The 20,269-nt window shown below is 73.2% G+C and carries 18 protein-coding genes and 1 pseudogene; 9 read left to right on the forward strand and 10 right to left on the reverse strand.

What is annotated here, in order from left to right; translation table 11 throughout:
• Positions 1-42: 42 nt before the first annotated feature.
• Entirely contained in the window at positions 43-1,002 is a 960-nt protein-coding gene (locus ACFWN1_RS15375) for a DUF2510 domain-containing protein (RefSeq protein ID WP_384361768.1), read from the reverse strand.
• A 299-nt stretch (positions 1,003-1,301) separates the two neighbouring features.
• Between ACFWN1_RS15375 and ACFWN1_RS15380 the strand changes: the two genes are divergently transcribed.
• Positions 1,302-3,980, forward strand: a complete 2,679-nt coding sequence (locus ACFWN1_RS15380; RefSeq protein WP_384361771.1) for an ATP-binding protein — start codon at positions 1,302-1,304, stop codon at positions 3,978-3,980.
• Between the two features lie 7 nt (positions 3,981-3,987).
• On the opposite strand, the gene ACFWN1_RS15385 is transcribed toward ACFWN1_RS15380, so the two are convergent.
• Positions 3,988-5,064: an ATP-dependent DNA ligase gene (locus tag ACFWN1_RS15385; RefSeq protein WP_384361774.1), complete on the reverse strand. Its 1,077-nt coding sequence runs from the start codon at positions 5,062-5,064 to the stop codon at positions 3,988-3,990.
• Between the two features lie 73 nt (positions 5,065-5,137).
• Here ACFWN1_RS15385 and ligD point away from each other — a divergent pair, with 73 nt between their 5' ends.
• Together ligD and ACFWN1_RS15395 are read left to right on the forward strand one after the other, a co-directional pair.
• The gene (ligD, locus tag ACFWN1_RS15390) at positions 5,138-6,160 is read left to right on the forward strand and encodes a non-homologous end-joining DNA ligase (protein WP_384361777.1); all 1,023 of its coding nucleotides are present in this window, start codon (positions 5,138-5,140) and stop codon (positions 6,158-6,160) included.
• Between the two features lie 61 nt (positions 6,161-6,221).
• On the forward strand, positions 6,222-7,229 hold the full coding sequence (locus tag ACFWN1_RS15395) for a LacI family DNA-binding transcriptional regulator (RefSeq protein WP_384361780.1): 1,008 nt from the start codon (positions 6,222-6,224) through the stop codon (positions 7,227-7,229).
• Here the strand turns inward: ACFWN1_RS15395 and ACFWN1_RS15400 are convergent.
• The gene (locus ACFWN1_RS15400; RefSeq protein ID WP_384361783.1) at positions 7,226-8,014 is read right to left on the reverse strand and encodes a VOC family protein; all 789 of its coding nucleotides are present in this window, start codon (positions 8,012-8,014) and stop codon (positions 7,226-7,228) included. The two genes, ACFWN1_RS15395 and ACFWN1_RS15400, sit on opposite strands and share 4 nt — an antisense overlap.
• Before the next feature lie 151 nt (positions 8,015-8,165).
• Between ACFWN1_RS15400 and ACFWN1_RS15405 the strand changes: the two genes are divergently transcribed.
• The gene (locus ACFWN1_RS15405) at positions 8,166-8,411 is read left to right on the forward strand and encodes a WhiB family transcriptional regulator (RefSeq protein WP_384361786.1); all 246 of its coding nucleotides are present in this window, start codon (positions 8,166-8,168) and stop codon (positions 8,409-8,411) included.
• A gap of 28 nt (positions 8,412-8,439) precedes the next feature.
• Here ACFWN1_RS15405 and ACFWN1_RS15410 read toward each other — a convergent pair whose 3' ends face one another.
• The 3 genes from ACFWN1_RS15410 to ACFWN1_RS15420 all read right to left on the reverse strand — a co-directional run bounded on the left by ACFWN1_RS15410 (position 8,440) and on the right by ACFWN1_RS15420 (position 11,938).
• A complete protein-coding gene (locus ACFWN1_RS15410; protein WP_384361789.1) occupies positions 8,440-9,414 on the reverse strand; it encodes an acyl-ACP desaturase in 975 nt (324 codons plus the stop codon).
• A gap of 173 nt (positions 9,415-9,587) precedes the next feature.
• Positions 9,588-11,213, reverse strand: coding sequence for an ABC-F family ATP-binding cassette domain-containing protein (locus tag ACFWN1_RS15415; protein WP_384361792.1), 1,626 nt, complete (start codon positions 11,211-11,213; stop codon positions 9,588-9,590).
• A gap of 308 nt (positions 11,214-11,521) precedes the next feature.
• Positions 11,522-11,938, reverse strand: coding sequence for an SsgA family sporulation/cell division regulator (locus ACFWN1_RS15420; protein ID WP_384361795.1), 417 nt, complete (start codon positions 11,936-11,938; stop codon positions 11,522-11,524).
• Positions 11,939-12,146: 208 nt separating this feature from the next.
• On the opposite strand from ACFWN1_RS15420, the gene ACFWN1_RS15425 reads away from it, so the two are divergent.
• A complete protein-coding gene (locus tag ACFWN1_RS15425) occupies positions 12,147-12,476 on the forward strand; it encodes a plasmid stabilization protein (RefSeq protein ID WP_384361798.1) in 330 nt (109 codons plus the stop codon).
• Between the two features lie 12 nt (positions 12,477-12,488).
• Here ACFWN1_RS15425 and ACFWN1_RS15430 read toward each other — a convergent pair whose 3' ends face one another.
• The gene (locus ACFWN1_RS15430; RefSeq protein WP_384361801.1) at positions 12,489-12,785 is read right to left on the reverse strand and encodes a YciI family protein; all 297 of its coding nucleotides are present in this window, start codon (positions 12,783-12,785) and stop codon (positions 12,489-12,491) included.
• 42 nt (positions 12,786-12,827) lie between these two features.
• Between ACFWN1_RS15430 and ACFWN1_RS15435 the strand changes: the two genes are divergently transcribed.
• Positions 12,828-13,523 (forward strand): endonuclease V, encoded by a 696-nt coding sequence (locus ACFWN1_RS15435; protein WP_384361804.1) that lies wholly within the window; start codon positions 12,828-12,830, stop codon positions 13,521-13,523.
• Positions 13,524-13,674: 151 nt separating this feature from the next.
• Here the strand turns inward: ACFWN1_RS15435 and ACFWN1_RS15440 are convergent, their stop codons facing one another.
• A complete protein-coding gene (locus ACFWN1_RS15440) occupies positions 13,675-14,877 on the reverse strand; it encodes a saccharopine dehydrogenase family protein (RefSeq protein ID WP_384361807.1) in 1,203 nt (400 codons plus the stop codon).
• Between the two features lie 230 nt (positions 14,878-15,107).
• Between ACFWN1_RS15440 and ACFWN1_RS15445 the strand changes: the two genes are divergently transcribed.
• The 3 genes from ACFWN1_RS15445 to ACFWN1_RS15455 are packed head-to-tail and all read left to right on the forward strand — an operon-like array spanning position 15,108 to position 19,715.
• Complete coding sequence (locus tag ACFWN1_RS15445; protein WP_384361811.1) at positions 15,108-16,235, forward strand: CaiB/BaiF CoA transferase family protein; 1,128 nt, start codon at positions 15,108-15,110, stop codon at positions 16,233-16,235.
• Positions 16,236-16,266: 31 nt separating this feature from the next.
• On the forward strand, positions 16,267-17,481 hold the full coding sequence (locus ACFWN1_RS15450; protein ID WP_384361813.1) for an acetyl-CoA C-acetyltransferase: 1,215 nt from the start codon (positions 16,267-16,269) through the stop codon (positions 17,479-17,481).
• Between the two features lie 59 nt (positions 17,482-17,540).
• Entirely contained in the window at positions 17,541-19,715 is a 2,175-nt protein-coding gene (locus ACFWN1_RS15455) for a 3-hydroxyacyl-CoA dehydrogenase NAD-binding domain-containing protein (protein ID WP_384361816.1), read from the forward strand.
• 49 nt (positions 19,716-19,764) lie between these two features.
• On the opposite strand, the gene ACFWN1_RS15460 is transcribed toward ACFWN1_RS15455, so the two are convergent.
• A complete protein-coding gene (locus tag ACFWN1_RS15460) occupies positions 19,765-19,968 on the reverse strand; it encodes a hypothetical protein (protein WP_384361818.1) in 204 nt (67 codons plus the stop codon).
• A pseudogene (locus ACFWN1_RS15465) lies at positions 19,965-20,188 on the reverse strand (hypothetical protein). Before ACFWN1_RS15465 ends, ACFWN1_RS15460 begins: the two are co-directional and overlap by 4 nt.
• Positions 20,189-20,269: the final 81 nt, after the last annotated feature.

Genomic DNA, 20,269 nt, shown 5'->3' on the forward strand with positions numbered 1-20,269 from the left:
GAGGGGCACCCGCCCGGCCCGTACTTCCTCGGGGGCCGGTACTCAGACGTCCTGGCCGTTCCCGCCGCCGGAGGACACCTCGATGCCCTTGAGGATCTCGTCCATCACCCTCGTGGACTGCCCCACGTCCAGCCCGAAGCGCACCACCAGCATGCGGCTGGGATCGGCGGGAGACGGGAACGCGGCCGACTCCACATAGCCGTCCGCGCCCTTGCTGGTGACCGCCTTCCAGCGCACCAGATACCCCTTCTGCCCGGCCACCGTCACCGCGCGCGACGCCAGCACCTGGTGCGAGGTGATGCCGCCGTACGAATCGCCGCCGTACGACTCCTCCGCGCCCGCCGCGACATCCGCCTTGGCGACCGCCTCGGCCGTGTCGCCGCGGGTGCCCAGCGCGCGGGCCGGCGCCGAGTACGCGCCGCCCGCCGTGCAGTTCTTGGAGGTGTCGCCGGGGCACTTGTAGGACTTGTCCGAGGTCACCTGCGCGCCGATGGCGAACGCCTTGCCCGTCCAGCCCTCGGGCACCGGCATGCTGATCCCGTTGACCGGGTCGTGCAGGGTCCCGCCGCCGCGCACCTCGGGCGCCACCGACGGCGCGGGGGACGGCGCGGGGGACGGCGACTTCCGGGGGTCGGCCGGCCCCTGCGGGCGGCGCTCCTGCCCCTGGCCGGGGCGCGAGTCGGCGCGGTCGCCCCTGCCGGGGCTCTCGGCCAGCGCGTACACACCTACCCCGACGCACGCCAGCACCGCGGCCGCCGCCGCGACGGCTATGCCGGTGCGCAGTCCGCGCCGGGACCCGGCCGGGGGCTGGGCGGGATACCCCGCCCAGGCGTGCGGGGGGTAGGCGGGCGGGGGCCCGTACACCGGGGGAGCGGACCGCGCCGTCCCGGTGGGACGGACCTCGGCCGTCCAGGCGTTGCCGTCCCACCAGCGCTCGGTGGGCGGAGCGTCGTGCGTCTGTCCGGGGTCGGGATACCAGCCGGGAGGAGTCACCTGCGTCATGGGCATACCGTATGAGGAGTCGGTGAAAGCTGGATGAGAGCACCCGCCCGCTGGAGGGCGTGGCGACGTCTCCAGCGGCTGGGCGAGTTTATCCAAATCCTGGTCAATAAGTGTTCTGCTGAACCGAGTTGACCTGACCAAGGGCACAAACCGGCCGGTCGGGCGGGGTGTTCGTCAGCCGGGCCGGAACCCGGCTCACCCCGCGGGGCAACACCTGTCCGGAGCGGGCGCCAATGGCCCATCCGGGCGGCTACGCTCGTGCTTCGTACGCCGTTCGGACTACCTGTGGAGGTAACGGGATGACGGAGGGACGGCCACAGGCGGTCGCCTCGGGCTACCTGTGGGAGCGGGAAGCGGAGATCGCCACCGTCACCGACGCGATCGAGCTGCTGTGCGCCGACCGGACGTCCGCAGGCAGCCTCCTCCTCTTCCGGGGCGAGGCCGGACTCGGCAAGACCGCACTGCTCGCCGAGATACGCCGCATCGCCGAACGGCGCGGCTGCGTGGTCTGGTCGGCGCGGGCGGGAGAGACCCTGAAGTCCGTCCCGTTCCACGTCCTGCGACAGCTCCTCCAGCCCGCGCTGGCCGGCCTCACCCCGGACGAGACCCGCGACCGCCTCGCCTCCTGGTACGACATCTCCGCCCCCGCCCTCGGCATAGTGGAACCCGGCGAGGGCAGCCCCGACCCGAGCTACGTGTGCGACGGACTCGTGTACGCGGTGAGCCGCCTCGCCTCCCACGCCTACCCACTGGTCCTCCTGGTCGACGACGCCCACTGGGCCGACCTGGAGACGTTGCGCTGGCTCGCCGCCTTCGCCCGGCGCCTGGCCGACCTGCCCGTGCTCGTCGTGGTCGCCCGCAGGCCCGGCGAGGCCCACGGCGACAGCGCCCGCCACCTGGACGAGATCGCCGCCGCGGGCCGCCCCGTCAGCAACCTCAGCGCGCTCACCCCGCAGGCCACCGCCGGCCTCACCCGCGCCACGGTCGGCCCGCAGGCCGACGACCCGTTCTGCCGCGAGGTCTGGGCCGTCACCGGCGGCAACGCCTACGACACCGTGGAACTCCTCGCCAAGGTCCGCGACCGCGAACTCCACCCCGTGGAGGACCGCGCCGCCGAACTGCGCGACCTCAACCGCTCCGCGCGCGGCGGCGGACTCGTCAGCCGGCTGCGCGAACTCGGCATCGAACCCACCAAGTTCGCCTGGGCGGCCGCCATCCTCGGCACCGGCAGCCCGGTCGCCCTCGTCGCCCGGCTCGCCATGTTGGACTCCGGCACCGCGGCCCGCTGCGCCGAGCTGCTCTGCGGCGCCCGTATCCTCGCCGAGGTCGACCCCGACCCGACCTCGGCGCAACTCCAGGAAGTCACACTGGAGTTCGTGCACCCGCTGATCGCCTCCGCCGTCTACGACTCCATCCCGGACGGGATGCGCACCGCCATGCACGGCATCGCAGCGAACATCGTCACCGAGACCGGACGCAGTGCCGCCGAGGCCGCCCGGCATCTGCTGAAGGTGCACCCCGAGGGCGACGAGAGCCTGGTGGAGCAACTGCGCGAGGCCGCCCGTGAACACCTCGCCGTCGGCGCCCCCGACGCCGCCTGCGCCTGTCTCGAACGCGCCCTGGAAGAACCCCCGTTGCCCTATGTCCGGGCCCAGGTGCTGTACGAACTCGGCCGCGCCAGGCTGCTGTCGGCGCCCGCGCTCACCGTCGAGCATCTGCGGGACGCCCTCGCCGGCCCCGGACTCGACAGCGCCCAGCGCGTCGACGCCTCCATCCGGCTCTCCCAGGCCCTGCTCCACAACGACCAGTCGGAGGAGGCCGTCCGCACCATCGAGGCCGAGGTCAGCCGGCACGAGCCGGGCCCGGTCCGGATGCGGCTCCAGGCAGTGCAGTTCACCTGGGAGGCCGTGCACGGCGAGACGGTGTCCCCGGAACGCTCCCGCCGCCTCGCCGAACTCGCCGCCACCTGCGCGGGCCGCGACAACTCCGAGCGGGCCCTGCTGATCCTGCGCGGCTTCGACGCCATGACCCACGGCGAGAACGCCGAGCAGGTGGTCGAGGTGTGCGACCGCGCCCTGGTCAACGGCCGCCTCGCACCCGGCCTCGGCTGGACCGACGACGAGTGGGGCGTCGAGCTGCTGATGATGCTCGGCAGCGCCTACGCCCACGCGGACCGCCTCGACCGCGCCGAGAGCCTCTTCTCCGAGGCCCTGCGCGCCTACACCCGCGCCGGCTGGCACGGCGGCCACCTCTCCCTGGCCAACGCCTATCTCGGCCTCGCCTACCGCCGCCAGGGCAGGCTCCGGGACGCCGAGGCCGCGCTGCGCGAGGCGCTCCGGCTGGCCGAGCGCGTCGGCCGGCGCCTGCCGCTGTACTGGTCGGCGACCTGCGGACTCGTCGACACCCTGCTCGCCCGGGGCCATGTCACCCAGGCGTGGTCCGTCGCCGAGCAGTACGGCTTCGCCCCGCCCTACCCGTCCACCATCGTGCTCCCCGACATCCGTTCCGTACGCGGACGGCTGCTGCTCGCCGTGGGCCGCACCGGGGAAGGCGTCAACGAGCTGGAGGCCGCCGAGAAGGCCGCCGCCTCCCGGGGCGGCCACAACCCGGGTCTCGCCCCGTGGGCCGTCGACCTGGCCCGTGCGCTCGCCGTGCACGACCCGGAGCGGGCCCGCGCCCTGGTCACCGACGCCCGCCGCCAGGCCGAGCGGTTCGGCACGGACACCGCCATAGGAGAGGCCCTGCGCTGCGCCGCCGCCCTGGAGACCGGGCCGCGCGCGGAACGCCTCGCCGCCCAGGCCGTCGCCTATCTGGAGGCGTCCCCCTGCCAGTACGAGCACGCCGCCGCCCGCGTCGAACACGGCGTCCTCGCCCGCTCGCGGGCCGAACTCACCCGCGGCCTCGACCTGGCCCAGGCATGCGGCGCGGACGGACTCGTGGACCATGCGAGCCGCGAGCTCGACCGACTCGGCGGCTGAAGGGGACTCACGCCCCGGGCGCGCCGCCCAGGATCTCCGCCAGGTCGTAGCGGACCGGCTCCTCCAGCTGGGCGAACGTACAGCTCCCCGGGGTGCGGTCCGGGCGCCAGCGGCGGAAGCGGGCGGTGTGCCGGAAGCGGCGGCCGTTCTCCATGTGCTCGTACGCCACCTCCGCGACCCGCTCCGGGCGCAGCGGCACCCAGGACAGGTCCTTCTTGCCCGACCAGCGGCTCGGCGCCCCCGGCAGCCGGGCCGTCTCATGGGCCGCCTCCTCCGCCCAGCGCGCCCACGGATGCCCGCGCACGTCGTCCATCCGGAGCGGCGCCAGTTCGTCCACCAGCTCCGCGCGCCGCTTCATCGAGAACGCGGCCGCCACCCCCACGTGCTGGAGCGCGCCCGCGGCGTCGTGCAGCCCGAGCAGCAGCGAGCCCACCACCGGGCCGCTCTTGTGCAGGCGGTACCCGGCGACCACCACGTCCGCCGTCCGTTCGTGCTTGACCTTGAACATGGCCCGCTCGTCCTGGAGATAGGGCACGGTGAGCGGCTTGGCGACCACCCCGTCGAGACCCGCGCCCTCGTACTGCTCGAACCAGCGCTGCGCCTCCGCCTGGTCGGTCGTCGCGGGCGCCAGATGCACCGGCGGGCTCACCCCGGCCAGTGCCCGGTCCAGCAGCGCCCGCCGGCCGGTCAGGGGGACGTCCAGCAAGGAGTGGTCGTCCAGCGCCAGCAGGTCGAAGGCGACGAAGGACGCCGGGGTCCGCTCGGCCAGCGTCCGCACCCGTGAGTCCGCCGGATGGATGCGCTCGGTCAGCGCGTCGAAGTCCAGATGCCCGTCCCGCGCGATCACGATCTCCCCGTCCACCACGCACCGCTCGGGCAACCGCTCCTTCAGGGCCGCGACCAGCTCGGGAAAGTACCTGGTCAGCGGCTTGCCGGTGCGACTGCCCAGCTCCACTTCGGCGCCGTCGCGGAACACGATCGCCCGGAAGCCGTCCCACTTCGCCTCGTAGTGCATGCCGGGCGGGATCTTCGCTACCGACTTGGCGAGCATCGGCTTCACGGGCGGCATCACCGGCAGGTCCATACGCCGATTCTGCGCGCCCCCACCCGCCGGCGCCCGGTGTGCGGGCCGCGCGGGGTACGCCTACGGTGGCCGCATGGGCGACGCGGTGGAACTTCAGGTGGGCGGCCGGACCGTACGGCTGACGCATCCGGAGCGGGTGTTCTTCCCCGCGCACGGCTACACCAAGCTCGACATCGCCCAGTACTACGCGGCGGTCGGCCCCGGAGTGCTGCGCGCCCTGCGCGACCGGCCCACCACCCTCCAGCGCTACCCGGAGGGCCTGGAGGGGGAGTGGTTCTACCAGAAGCGCGCCCCCAAGAACATGCCGTCCTGGATTCCCACCGCCCACATCACCTTCCCCAGCGGCCGCAGCGCCGACGAGATGTGCCCCACCGAGGAGGGGGCGGCGGTGTGGGCCGCCCAGTACGGCACGCTCACCTTCCACCCCTGGCCGGTACGCCGCGCCGACGTCGACCACCCCGACGAACTCCGCCTCGACCTCGACCCGCAGCCCGGCACCGGTTACGAGGACGCGGTCCGCGCCGCCTTCGAACTCCGGGCCGTCCTGGACGAGTTCGGCGGCCTGCGCGGCTGGCCCAAGACCTCCGGCGGCCGTGGCCTGCACGTCTTCGTGCCCATCGAACCCCGCTGGACCTTCACCCAGGTACGGCGCGCGGCCATCGCCGTCGGCCGCGAACTGGCCCGCCGGATGCCCGAGCACGTGACGGTGAAGTGGTGGAAGGAGGAACGCGGCGAACGTATCTTCCTGGACTACAACCAGACGGCCAGGGACCGCACCATCGCCTCCGCCTACTCCATCCGCCCGCTGCCCGACGCCACCGTCTCCGCGCCGCTGCGCTGGGACGAGGTCGCCGACGCCCGCCCACGCGACTTCGACATCGTCACCATGCCGCGCCGGTTCGCCGAACTCGGCGACGCGCACGCCGGCATGGACGACCACGCCTACTCCCTCGACGCCCTGCTGGACCTCGCCCGCCGCGACGAGGCCGAACACGGTCTCGGCGATCTGCCGTATCCGCCGGAGTACCCCAAGATGCCCGGCGAACCCAAGCGGGTGCAGCCCAGCCGGGCCCGCGAGGACAAGACGCCGTCCTGACCTCCGGAGGCCGCCGGGCCCCGCGGCTATCCTGATCACAGCCGCCGATGAGGAGCCCGAAGTGACCGAGGCAGTGTCGCGCCCCACGCTGGAGGCGGTGGCCGCACGGGCCGGGGTGTCCCGCGCCACCGTCTCCCGCGTCGTCAACGGCGGCGACGGCGTACGCGACTCGCTCGTCACCCGCGTCCGCCAGGCGGTCGACGAACTCGGCTACGTCCCCAACCAGGCCGCCCGAAGCCTGGTCACCAAGCGGCACGACGCCGTGGCGGTCGTCATCGCCGAACCCGGCACCCGGGTCTTCGCGGACCCCTTCTTCGCCGCCCAGCTGCGCGGCATCAGCAAGGAACTGACCGTCCACGACAACCAGTTGGTCCTGCTCCTCACCGAGGGCCGCGACGACCACGCCCGCGTCGCCCGCTACCTCGCCGGCGGCCACGTGGACGGCGCCCTGGTCTTCTCCCTCCACCTGGACGACCCGCTGCCCGGCCTGATCCGCGACGCCGGCGTCCGCACCGTCTTCGGCGGCCGCCCAGGCTGGGACGACGGGGACACCGGCGGCGCGGTCTACGTCGACAGCGACAACCGGGGCGGCGCCCGCGAGGCGGTACGGCACCTGGCCGGCCTCGGCCGGACCCGGATCGCGCACATCACCGGCGCCCTGGACCAGACCTCCGCCGTGGACCGCCTGGACGGCTACCGCGACGTGATGGGGGACGCCGACCCCGCTCTGGTCGTGGAGAGCGACTTCACCCCGGCCGGCGGTGAACACGCCATGCGCGAACTCCTCGCCCGCCGCCCCGACGTCGACGCGGTCTTCGCCGCCAACGACCTCACCGCCCTCGGCGCGCTGCGCGTCCTGCGCGCCCACGGGCGCCGGGTCCCCGAGGACGTCGCGGTGATCGGCTTCGACGACATGGCCCCGGTCGCCGAACAGACCGACCCGCCGCTCACCACGGTCCGCCAGGACATAGAGGGAATGGGCCGCGTCATGGCCCGCCTCCTCCTGACCGGCGGCCCCGCGGGCGGCGTCATCCTCCCGACCACCATCGTCCGCCGGGCGTCCGCCTAGGTGTCCTGCGCCGGGTCGCCCTTGATCACCGCGAACTCGTACCCGTGCGGGTCGGCGAGGCGGGCCAGGCGGCCCACACCGGGGACGCCGGTCGCGGGCAGACGGACCGAGCCGCCGAGTTCCTCCGCCCGGTCCACCACGGCGTCGGCGTCGGCGGCGCCGAAGTAGGGGAGCCACTCGGGGGTGGTGCCGACGAGGTCCCCGAAGGTGGAGACGATGCCGCCGAACGTGGCCTCCTCGCCGGCGTCCGCCGGGTACAGCGAGGTGTAGACGCCGCCGGGGAAGTCGACGCCGGCGGTCTGAACGCCGAGGACCCGGTGGTAGAAGGCGGCGGCCGCCGCCACGTCCGGGGTGTGCAGCTCGACCCAGCACAGGGCGCCCGGCTCGGTCGCCGCGTCCAGACCCTCGACCGGGTCCGGCTGCCAGACCCGGAAAGCCGCCCCGGCCGGGTCCTTCAGGCCCGCCACCCGGCCCAGGCCCCGCAGCTCGGTCGGCGGGAACACCACCGTGCCGTGCGCCGCCCCGGCCGCCTCCGCCGTACCCGGCGCGTCCGCGCTGCGGAAGTACACCGTCCAGCCCGCCCGGCCCCGCTCCGGGTCGAGCGCCATCGCACCGGCGACCGTACGGCCGTCGAGCTGGAGGAGGGTGTAGCCGCCCGTCTCCGGGCCGGCCGGCACGGGCTGCCAGCCGAAGAGGCCGCCGTAGAAGGCGAGGCTCGCCGCCAGATCGGGGGAGCCGAGGTCGATCCAGTTCGCGGCGCCGTCAGGGAAACGGGTGGTGAGCATGCGTCGAGTCTGGCACCGGCCGGGGAAGATCACCCCGCGCGCCGCCGCGCGCGGGCGTGTCCGGGCGAAGGATCAGCGGGACGGCCCACACGCGGCCCTGACAGGCACGGCGTTGATCAAACGTTTTTCCGCCTGCGGCACGATCCTGGCCATGCCTGACGAGACGATCACCCCGGCCGACTCCGCCTGGCAGGGCCAGGCCCTGTGCGCGCAGACCGGGGCGGAGTTCTTCTTCCCCGAGCCCGGCAGTTCGGTGCGCGAGGCGAAACGTATCTGCGCACGGTGCGAGATCCGTCCCGCCTGCCTCGACCACGCCCTCACCCACGATGAACGCTTCGGCGTCTGGGGCGGCCTGTCCGAACGCGAACGGCTCGCCCTGCGCCGTTCGGCCCGCTGAGCGCGCGGGCCGCACGGCAGCCGCCTCGTCAGCCGGCCGCGCGTGCGGCCATGCGTGCCTTGCGGGCGGCCAGCCGCTCGTCGAACTTGGCGGCCTCCGAGTCCAGCCCGCCCATGAACACACCCAGTTCCTCCTGGGCCCGCAGCCCCTCCGGGCCCAGGCCGTCGATCTCCATGACCTTCAGGAAGCGCAGCACCGGCTGGAGCACGTCGTCGTGGTGGATACGGAGGTTGTAGACCTCCCCTATGGCCATCTGCGCGGCGGCGCGCTCGAAGCCCGGGATGCCGTGGCCCGGCATGCGGAAGCCGACCACGACGTCGCGGACCGCCTGCATGGTCAGGTCGGGCGCGATCTCGAACGCGGCCCCCAGCAGGTTCCGGTAGAAGACCATGTGCAGGTTCTCGTCGGTGGCGATGCGGGCCAGCATGCGGTCGCAGACCGGGTCGCCCGACTGGTGGCCGGTGTTGCGGTGCGAGATCCGGGTGGCCAGCTCCTGGAAGGCGACGTAGGCCACCGAGTGCAGCATCGAGTGCCGGTTGTCGGACTCGAAGCCCTCGCTCATGTGCGACATCCGGAACCGCTCCAGCGCGTCGGGGTCGACCGCGCGGGAGGCGAGCAGATAGTCACGCATCACGATGCCGTGCCGGCCCTCCTCGGCGGTCCAGCGGTGCACCCAGGTGCCCCAGGCGCCGTCCCGGCCGAAGAGCGAGGCGATCTCGTGGTGGTAGCTCGGCAGGTTGTCCTCGGTCAGCAGGTTGACGACCAGCGCGACCCGGCCGATCTCGGTGACCTTGGACTGCTCCTTGCCCCACGCCTCGCCGTCCTCGAAGAGGCCGGGGAAGTTGCGCCCGTCGCTCCACGGCACGTACTCGTGCGGCATCCAGTCCTTGGCGACCTTCAGATGCCGGTTCAGCTCCTGCTCGACCACCTCTTCCAGCGCGAACAGCAGGCGCGCGTCGGTCCAGGCGGACGGGCTGCCGAGGGGAGGGGAGGTGATCGTCAAGGGGAACTCCAGAAAACGGCCGAGCGGAGAAAAGACGAGATTCAGGGGCATACCGTCCCACAGGACGGCACCATGAACCTACGGCTTCGTAGCCTACGTGTCCGTAGGTTACGAAGCCGTAGGTTAAGGGCGGCGTAAGGATCACCGAGCCGTACGGCCGTATGGCTCCCCGGCTAGCCGATCTCCTCCCGGGTCGCGTCCCGCACCACGCCGTCGGCCACCAGCAGCCAGCGGGTGATCCCGATCGAGTCCAGGAACGGCAGATCGTGCCCGGCGACGATCAGCGCGCCCTCGTACGACTCCAGCGCCGAGGTCAGCCGGCGCACGCTCGCCATGTCCAGGTTGTTGGTCGGCTCGTCCAGCAGCAGCAACTGCGGGGCGGGTTCGGCCAGCAGCAGCGCGGCCAGCGCGGCCCGGAAGCGCTCGCCGCCGGAGAGGGTGCCGGCGGGCTGATCCGCGCGCTTGCCCCGGAAGAGGAAGCGGGCCAGCCGGGCCCGGACGCGGTTGGGGGTGGCACCCGGCGCGAACCGGGCCACGTTCTCCGCGACCGTCGCGGCGTCGTCCAGCACGTCCAGCCGCTGGGGGAGGAACCGCAGCGGGACGTGCGCCTCGGCCAGTCCGGCCAGCGGGGGCAGCTCCCCGGCGATCGTCCGCAGCAAGGTCGTCTTCCCGGCGCCGTTGCGGCCGACGAGCGCGATCCGCTCCGGGCCCCGCAGGTCCAGCAGGCCCGCGACGCGCGGCCCGTGGACCGTCCGGAGCTTCTCCAGCGTGAGCACCTGCCGGCCCGGCGGCACGGCGGTGTACGGCAGGTCGACGCGGATCTCGTCGTCGTCCCGGACCGCCTCCACCGCCTCGTCCAGCCGCTCCCTGGCCTCGGCGAGCCGCTCCTCGTGCAGGATGCGGTGCTTGCCCGCGGACTCCTGGGCGGCGCGTCTGCGGGCCCCCATCACGATCTTCGGCTCGCGCTTGGTGTCGTACATCTTCTGGCCGTACCGCTTGCGGCGGGCCAGCTTCATATGGGCGTCGGTGAGTTCCCGGCGCTGCTTGCGGACGTCGGCCTCGGCCGCGCGCACCGTCCGCTCGGCCGCCTCCTGTTCGACGGCGAGGGCCTCCTCGTAGGCGGAGTAGTTGCCGCCGTACCAGGCGACCCCGCCGGCGCGCAGGTCGGCGATCTGGTCGACCAGGTCCAGCAGCTCGCGGTCGTGGCTGACCACGACGAGCACGCCCGGCCAGCCCGCCACGGCCGCGTACAGGCGGCGGCGGGCATACAGGTCCAGGTTGTTGGTGGGCTCGTCCAGCAGCAGCACGTCGGGGCGGCGCAGCAGCAGCGCGGCCAGCCGGAGCAGCACCGACTCACCGCCGGAGACCTCGCCGACGGTACGGTCCAGGCCGATGTGGCCGAGGCCGAGTTCGCCGAGGGTGACCAGGGCGCGGTCCTCCACGTCCCAGTCCTCGTCGAGGGTCGCGAAGTGCTCCTCGGAGGCGTCGCCCGCCTCGATGGCGTGCAGCGCGGCCCGTTCGGCGGCGATGCCGAGGGCCTGGTCGACGCGGAGGACGGTGTCCAGGGTGACGTTCTGCGGGAGCAGGCCGACCTCGCCGGACACCCTGATGGCGCCGTCGGTCGGGACGAGTGCGCCGGAGAACAGTTTCAGCAGGGTCGACTTGCCCGAGCCGTTGGCGCCGACCAGCCCGGTGCGGCCGGGGCCGAAGGAGACGTCGAGGCCGTCCAGGACGGGGGTGCCGTCGGGCCAGGCGAAGGTCAGGGAGGTGGCGGAGAGAGAAGCAGCGGGTGATGACATACGGGCCTCACGGTTGCCGGGTGCGGTCTGGTCGGGGAGCTGACGAGACACCGCGGGGCGGAGACCGGAAGCCTGGAGGCGGTCAAGGCCGGCAAAAAGGGCCCTGTGCCTGAGGGACGGCTCGTACGCCGAGGTCGAACGCCACGCACACCTCAACCGGTGTGAACGCGGTGTCTCATGACCTCAGACGAGCAACGTCCTTCTCCTGTTCGACGGCAGCAGAACCGAGGCACACGCTACGAACTGCCGTGAAGCCTGTCAACGCGATTGACGCGGGACCGGGGCGGGACCGTGACCGGCGGGTCCGTTCAGCCGAAGTCCCGCATCAGCTCGGCCAGACCGTGGTCCAGATCGACCTGGAGGTGCTCCAGACCCACCGGCACCAGCTCGCCGGCCGCCCGCAGGAAACGCCGGATCTCCCCGGAGCGCACATGCACCACCGCGGTTCCCTCCGGCGCGTGGAACTCCAGCACCGTCCGGTCGTAGCCGTACGGCCGCACGCGTACGTCCCCCTGCCCCTGCGGCTCATGCAGCCCGGCGGAGAGCAACTCGCGGGAGAACGTCCAGCACACCTCCTCGCCCGCCAGAGTGGCCGGGGCGGGGAAGGTCATCCGGACGGCGTACGGGTCGCGCCGGTCGTAGTGCAGCGCGGCGGGAATGCTCGGCATGCGCGGCGCGGCGGCGACGAGACGTGCCTCCACGATTGCCTCGATCACTGTGGACAAAGCCTGTGCTCCCTCGGGACGGCCGGACACTGCTCGGGCGCGGGTGGCGGCCCGACACCGGGAGAGACGACGGAAGCCTCCGTTCCGTGCCCACCACCCCGCAGTGACCTCGGTCACGATTCCGGGGTGCGAAACAGGCCTGAATCCGGGTACTCGCGTCCGTAACGGACAGCCTGCGACGGTCCGCAGGACGGCGAAGGGAGCGAGCATGCCAGCCGGTTCCAGCCCCAGGCGCGAGCGGCAGTACGAGCACATCAAGGAGAGCGAGCTGGAGCGGGGCGCGAGCGAGGACCGCGCCGAGGAGATCGCCACGCGCACCGTGAACAAGGAGCGCGCCCGCGCCGGGGAGGCGAAGACGGCCAGCCGTTCCTCGACCGAGGACATCTCTTCCGGGCGGCGCGGCGGCCTGCGCTCGGGCAAGGGCCCGCAGGGCCCGACCTACGACCAGCTGTACAACGAGGCGCGGCAGCGCGGCATCCACGGGCGCTCCGACATGAACAAGGAGCAGCTGCGGCGCGCGCTGGGCGAGAGGAAGTGAGCCGGGGCGGGCTCAGTCCGCGCTCTGCCGGTACCGTTCAAGGCCGGGTGCCGTCTTCGTGGCGGTGAACTCGGTGACGCGGTACCCGCACACCCCGGCCGTGACGAACGGATCGTCCGCTACGACCGCCTCGATCTCCGCCCGGCTCCCCGCGACGGCCAGGATCACCCCGCCGTCGCGGGGATTCTTCCGCCCGGAAGCAAGGAACAGCCCCTTGTCGTACTGCTCGTCCAGCCAGGCCACATGGGCGGTCAGGGCGGCGTCGACGGCGTCGAGCGGGGCGGTGTACGTCAGCTCCAGTACGAACATGATCGCGAGCCTACCCCGGAGCCCCGTATCGTCCGGGGCACCATGATCTCCGCACAGGTTCCCGCAGGCCGGCCCGCGACCGAGGAGGAGGCCCGCGCCGTCCAGGACGCGCTGCGCGGCCGGGTCGTCCGCGACGAGACCGGGCCGCCGCCCGGTACCGGCCACGTCACCGGCGTCGACGTGGCCTACGACGACGCACGTGACCTGGTCGCGGCGGCGGCCGTCGTCCTGGACGCGGCGACGCTGGAGGTGGTCGCGGAGTCGACGGCCGTGGGCCGCGTCGCCTTCCCCTACGTCCCCGGCCTGCTCGCCTTCCGCGAGGTGCCCGCCGTGTGCGCGGCCCTGGAGGCGCTGCCCTGCCCGCCCGGCCTGGTCGTCTGCGACGGCTACGGCCTGGCCCACCCCCGCCGCTTCGGCCTCGCCAGCCACCTGGGTGTCCTGACCGGCCTGCCCACGCTGGGTGTCGCCAAGAACCCCTTCACCTTCACCCACCCCGCCCCGGCCCCGGCCCGCGGCAGCACCGCCCCGCTGCTCGCGGAGGAGGGCGAGGAGGTGGGCGTGGCGCTGCGCACCCGGAGCGGGGTCAAGCCGGTCTACGTCTCGGTGGGCCACCGCGTCACGCTGGACAACGCGATCGCCCACACCCTCGCACTCACCCCGCGCTACCGCCTCCCGGAGACGACCCGCCGGGCCGACGCGCTGTGCCGCCGGGCGCTGCGGGAGGCGGCGGAGAACTGAGCCCCCTCCGTCATCCCCCGTACGCCTCGCGGACGTTCACAGGGACGCGCCCGCGGTGATGGACCATGTTCAGACCGTACGCGGGGGCACTGACATCGTCGGCCGCTCCCACTGGCCGGCTCCCGGACGCGGTCGCCGGCACCGGTTCAGGTCACCCTTCCCCGCCGGGCCGCGCGCTCCGCTCCGCCACGACCCGGAACCCGATCCCCGCCGTCCGCAGCCGCTCCAGCAGCGCGTCCCCCATCGCGGTCGCCGGAGTGAGCTGGCCGGAGCGTCCGGGCAGGGCGTCCGTCGCCAGGGACAGGGCCGCCTCCGCGAACATCTTCGCCGTCTCCCCGTAGCCCGGGTCGCCGCCCGTGACCTCGGTGAAGACGCGCCGGCCGCCGCCCTCGCCGACGAAGCGGACGCGGAACCAGCTACGGGCGCGCTTCTCGGCGCCGGGTCCCTCGCCCGGCTGGAGCCGGCCGGAGAACCAGGCGCGTACCGGGGCGAGCTGGGCCGCCACCGCGAGGGCGCCCACGCCCGCGAGCCCGGCCGCCGCGACCGGGAGGTGTTCGACCGCCGCGTAGTGGCGGTAGCGGAAGTCGGGGCCGTAGCGGTCCAGGGACCTCGCCGAGCGGCGCACGATCTGCGGGTCGATGGTGGGCAGCGGCAGCGCCCAGGCACCGATCTCCCCGGCGAACCGGGGCGCGCCCGTGGGGGCCGAGACCCGGCGGGCCGGCAGGCGCGGTTCGTGCCGGGCCCGGTCGCGGGCCGCCGCCCACATGCTGCCGGCGCGCGCGAACTGGTTCAGCGCGGAGGCGAGCGTGCCGCCGGAGAGGGAGGCGTCCACCGAGACGAACCCGTCCACCCGCAGCGGCACCCCCTCGGGCAGCTGCCGCACCGTGAACCAGGCGCCCAGGTCGTGCGGTACGGAGTCGAAGCCGCAGGCGTGCACCAGCCGGGCGCCGGTCTCGCGGGCGCGCGCGTCGTGCCGCAGGAACATCAGGTCCACGAACTCGGGCTCGCCGGTCAGGTCGAGGTAGTCCGTACCGCTGTCGGCGCAGGCGGCGACGAGTTCCTCGCCGTAGGTGATGTACGGGCCGACGGTCGTGGCCACCACGCGAGCCTGTCCGGTGAGCCCCCGCAGGGTGGCGGGCTCGCTCACGTCGGCCCGGAGCACTCCGATGGCCGAGCCGCCGGGGAGCCGTTCGCGCAGCGCCTCCAGCCGGGCGGGGTCCCGGCCCGCGACGGCCCAGCGCAGGCCCTCGGGGGCGTGCGCGGCGAGATACTCCGCCGTCAGCGTGCCGACGAAGCCGGTCGCTCCGAACAGCACGATGTCGTAGGGACGGTCGGTCAATTTCAGCCTGCTCATGACACTCCTTGACCGTGCAGCCGGTGCGGCCCGCGCAGTTGTCGGGGGCCGAGGCTAGCGTGAGCGGTACGGGGCCCGACGGGCGCCCCACAGGTGTGAACCGTGGAATCGGGGCGCACCGGGGCACTTCGCTGAGCGCCCGCTCGTTCGGTCTTGTGCCCGGTGGACGCTGTTCCTGGCATCACCGGTGTTACATCGTTTGTGTCACACGCGCTTGGGGGCATGACGGCATGACGACGGCAACGACGCCGGAGCGGGGCCCGCTGGACGGCGTGCGGGTGGTGGAGCTGGCCGGGATCGGTCCCGGCCCCTTCGCCGCGATGCTCCTGGCCGACCTGGGCGCGGACGTCGTCCGGGTGGACCGCCCCGGCGGGCCCGGCCTGGGCATCGACCCCGCGCACGACGTCACCAACCGCAACAAGCGCTCCGTCGTGGTCGACCTCAAGGACCCGGACGGCGTGGCGCGCGTGCTCGACTTCGCAGAGCGCGCCGACATCCTGATCGAGGGCTACCGCCCCGGCGTCGCCGAGCGCCTCGGCGTCGGCCCCGCCGACTGCCACGCCCGCAACCCCCGGCTGGTCTACGGCCGGATGACCGGCTGGGGCCAGGACGGCCCGCTCGCCGCCCGCGCGGGGCACGACGTGGGATATATCGCCGTCACCGGCACCCTCGGCATGATCGGCCGCCCCGGCGAACCCCCGGCGCTGCCCGCCAACCTGCTCGGCGACTTCGCGGGCGGCTCCCTCTACCTCGTCGTGGGCGTCCTCGCCGCCCTGCACCACGCCCGCGCCACCGGCACCGGCCAGGTGGTGGACGCCGCGATCGTGGACGGCACCGCCCACCTCTCCGCGATGATCCACGGCATGCTCGCCGCGGGCGCCTGGCAGGACCGCCGCGCCGCCAACCTCCTGGACGGCGGCTGCCCCTACTACGGCACCTACGAGACCGCCGACGGCCGGTACATGGCGGTCGGCGCCCTGGAGGCCCGCTTCTACGCCGAGTTCCTCCGCCTCCTCGGCCTCGACGGCCTGGCCGACGCCCACCACGACCCGGCCCGCTGGCCCGACCTGCGTGAAAGCGTCGCGGCCCGCTTCAAGTCCCGTACCCGCGCCGAGTGGACGGCACGTTTCGAGGGCACCGACGCCTGCGTGGCGCCCGTACTGAGCCTGCGCGAGGCCCCGCACCACCCCCACCTGGCCGCCCGCGCCACCTTCACCGAGCACGATGGGCTGGTGCAGCCCGCCCCCGCCCCGCGCTTCTCCGCCACCCCGACCGCCGTCCGCACCGGCCCCGCGCTGCCCGGCACCGGCGCCGAGGACGTGGCCCGCGACTGGGACCTCCCGCAGGCCACCGGCTGACCGCCCCGCCCATCCTCCGAAAGGCACACCAGTGACCACCGAAGCGTTCGTCTACGACGCGATCCGCACCCCGCGCGGCCGAGGCAAGGCCAACGGCGCCCTGCACGGCACCAAGCCGGTCGACCTGGTCGTCGGCCTGATCCACGAGATCCGTGCCCGCTTCCCCGGCCTGGACCCGGCCGCCGTCGACGACATCGTGCTCGGCGTCGTCGGCCCCGTGGGCGACCAGGGCTCCGACATCGCCCGGATCGCCGCCGTGGCCGCGGGCCTGCCGGACACCGTGGCGGGCGTACAGGAGAACCGCTTCTGCGCCTCGGGTCTGGAAGCCGTCAACATGGCCGCGGCCAAGGTCCGCTCCGGCTGGGAGGACCTGGTGCTGGCGGGCGGTGTCGAGTCGATGTCCCGGGTGCCGATGGCCTCGGACGGCGGCGCCTGGTTCAACGACCCGATGACCAACCTCGCCACCAACTTCGTCCCGCAGGGCATCAGCGCCGACCTCATCGCCACCATCGAGGGCTTCAGCCGCCGCGACGTCGACGAGTACGCCGCCCTGTCCCAGGAGCGCGCCGCCACCGCCTGGAAGGAGGGCCGCTTCGAGCGCTCGGTGGTCCCGGTCAAGGACCGCGCCGGCCTCACCGTCCTCGACCACGACGAGCACCCCCGCCCCGGCACCACCGCCGACTCCCTCGCCGGCCTCAAGCCGTCCTTCGCCGACATCGGCGAACTGGGCGGGTTCGACGCGGTAGCGCTGCAGAAGTACCACTGGGTGGAGAAGATCGACCACGTCCACCACGCGGGCAACTCCTCCGGCATCGTGGACGGCGCCTCCCTGGTCGCCATCGGCTCCCGCGAAGTGGGGGAGCGGTACGGACTGACCCCGCGCGCCCGGATCGTCTCCGCCGCCGTCTCCGGCTCCGAGCCCACCATCATGCTCACCGGCCCCGCCCCCGCCACCCGCAAGGCGCTCGCCAGGGCCGGGCTGACCATCGACGACATCGACCTGGTCGAGATCAACGAGGCGTTCGCCGCCGTCGTCCTGCGCTTCGCCAAGGACATGGGCCTGTCCCTGGACAAGGTCAACGTCAACGGCGGCGCCATCGCGCTCGGTCACCCCCTCGGCGCCACCGGCGCGATGATCCTCGGCACCCTCGTGGACGAACTGGAGCGCCAGGACAAGCGGTACGGCCTGGCCACGCTGTGCGTCGGCGGCGGCATGGGCATCGCCACGATCATCGAACGCGTCTGAACTCCCGGCGGAATCAGCGGAATCAGCGGCACCAAGCGACTTCTACGGAGACGACTGTCATGACCGAGAGCACCACCATCCGCTGGGAGCAGGACGACACCGGTGTCGTCACCCTCGTCCTCGACGACCCGGACCAGTCCGCGAACACCATGAACCAGGCGTTCCGCGACTCCCTCGCCGTGATCACCGACCGGCTGGAGACCGAGAAGGACTCGGTCCGGGGCGTCATCCTCACCTCCGCCAAGAAGACCTTCTTCGCGGGCGGCGACCTGCGCGACCTGATCCGGGTCACCCCCGAGACCGCCCAGAACCTCTTCGACGGCGGCCTCGCCATCAAGCGGAACCTGCGCCGCATCGAGACCCTGGGTGTCCCGGTCGTCGCCGCCATCAACGGCGCGGCCCTCGGCGGCGGCTTCGAGATCGCCCTCGCCTGCCACCACCGGATCGCGCTGGACGCCCCCGGCTCGCGCATCGGCTGTCCCGAGGTCACCCTCGGCCTGCTCCCCGGCGGTGGCGGCGTCGCCCGTACCGTCCGGCTGCTCGGTATCACCGACGCGCTGCTGAAGGTGCTGCTCCAGGGCACCCAGTACAACCCGCGCCGCGCCCTCGGCAACGGCCTCGTGCACGAGGTGGCGGAGACGCCGGAGGAGCTGACCGCGAAGGCCCGCGCCTTCATCGACGCCAACCCGGAGTCCAGGCAGCCCTGGGACCAGCCCGGCTACAAGATCCCCGGCGGCACCCCGGCCAACCCGAAGTTCGCCGCCAACCTGCCCGCCTTCCCGGCCTCGCTGCGCAAGCAGACCGGCGGCGCGCCCTACCCGGCGCCGCGCAACATCCTGGCCGCCGCCGTCGAGGGCGCCCAGGTCGACTTCGAGACCGCGCAGGTCATCGAGGCGCGCTACTTCGTGGAGCTGGCGGCCGGGCAGACCGCGAAGAACATGATCCAGGCGTTCTTCTTCGACCTCCAGGCCGTCAACTCGGGCGTCAGCCGGCCGAAGGGCGTCGAGCCGCGCAAGGTCCGCAAGGTCGCCGTGCTCGGCGCGGGCATGATGGGCGCGGGCATCGCCTACTCCTGCGCCCGCGCCGGGCTGGAGGTGGTCCTCAAGGACGTCTCACTGGAGGCGGCCGCCAAGGGCAAGGGCTACTCCGAGAAGCTGTGCGCCAAGGCCGTCGCCAAGGGCCGCACCAGCCAGGAGAAGGCCGACGCCCTGCTGGCCCGGATCACCCCGGCCGCCGACGCGGCCGCCCTCGCGGGCTGCGACGCGGTGATCGAGGCGGTCTTCGAGGACACCGCGCTCAAGCACAAGGTGTTCCAGGAGATCCAGTCCGTGGTCGAGCCCGACGCGCTGCTCTGCTCCAACACCTCCACGCTGCCCATCACCGCGCTGGCGGAGGGGGTCGAGCGGCAGGGTGACTTCATCGGGCTGCACTTCTTCTCGCCGGTCGACAAGATGCCGCTGGTCGAGATCATCAAGGGCGGGCGCACCGGGGACGAGGCGCTGGCCCGCGCCTTCGACCTGGTCCGGCAGATCAACAAGACACCGATCGTGGTCAACGACTCGCGCGGCTTCTTCACCTCACGGGTGATCGGCCACTTCATCAACGAGGGCGTCGCCATGGTCGGCGAAGGCATCGAGCCGGCCTCCGTGGAGCAGGCGGCTGCCCAGGCGGGCTACCCGGCGAAGGTCCTCTCCCTGATGGACGAGCTGACCCTCACCCTCCCGCGCAAGATCCGCGCCGAGACCCGGCGGGCCGTGGAGGAGGCGGGCGGCACCTGGACCCCGCACCCCGCCGACCAGGTCGTGGACCGCCTGGTCGACGAGTTCGGCCGCCCCGGCCGCAGCGGCGGCGCCGGCTTCTACGACTACGAGAACGGCAAGCGCACCGCCCTCTGGCCGGGCCTGCGCGAACACTTCACCGAGCCGGGCCACGAGATCCCCTTCCGGGACATGCAGGAGCGGATGCTCTTCTCCGAGGCCCTGGACACCGTGCGGCTGCTGGAGGAAGGCGTCCTCACCTCCGTCGCCGACGCCAACATCGGCTCCATCCTCGGCATCGGCTTCCCCGGCTGGACCGGCGGCGTCCTCCAGTACATCAACGGCTACGAGGGCGGCCTGCCGGGCTTCGCAGCCCGCTCGCGGGAGCTGGCGGAACGGTACGGCGACCGCTTCACGCCTCCGGCGCTGCTGGTGGAGAAGGCGGAGCGGGGGGAGACGTTCACGGACGCCCACTGAGGTTCCGGCACATGTGTGTGCCCCCGGTCCGCCGGGGGCACCGCACGTCCTACGCCGCTCCGGACCGCTCCAGCAGCAGCTCGTCCCCGGCGCGGAAGCGTTCGGTGCCGCCCTCCTCCCACGTCACGACCACGAACAGACCGCCCATCGCACCGATGTCGGTCCTCGTCGCCCTGATCGTGCGCCACTGCCCCTCGTAGCCGATCCGGTCCCCGGCGTTGAGTAGGGCGGCCACCTTGGTCGGCTTGGTCACCGGGACTCCTCGGCCGGCGTCACACGACCACCTTCCCGCAGCGCGTCGGCCAGACGTGCGGCCACGTCCGCGCGCACGCGCCCCAGTTCCACGAGCTTCAACGCCGGGGAGGCGAAGTCGACCCCGAGCGAGGGGAGGACGATCCCCTCCCCCCGCGCAGTGCCGCTCTCAGGGACTCCATCGCCGTGAACGGATCGACATCCGGTTTCTTCTCAGCCATGAACGGGACGCTAGGGATGGAAAGTTGGGGCGCGCGACAAGAGTTACTCGAAGTTTCTTGCTGTCCTGCCGAAGTTGCGCG

Origin of the sequence: Streptomyces sp. NPDC058459 (assembly GCF_042721685.1) — a bacterium.
Taxonomy (GTDB): domain Bacteria; phylum Actinomycetota; class Actinomycetes; order Streptomycetales; family Streptomycetaceae; genus Streptomyces.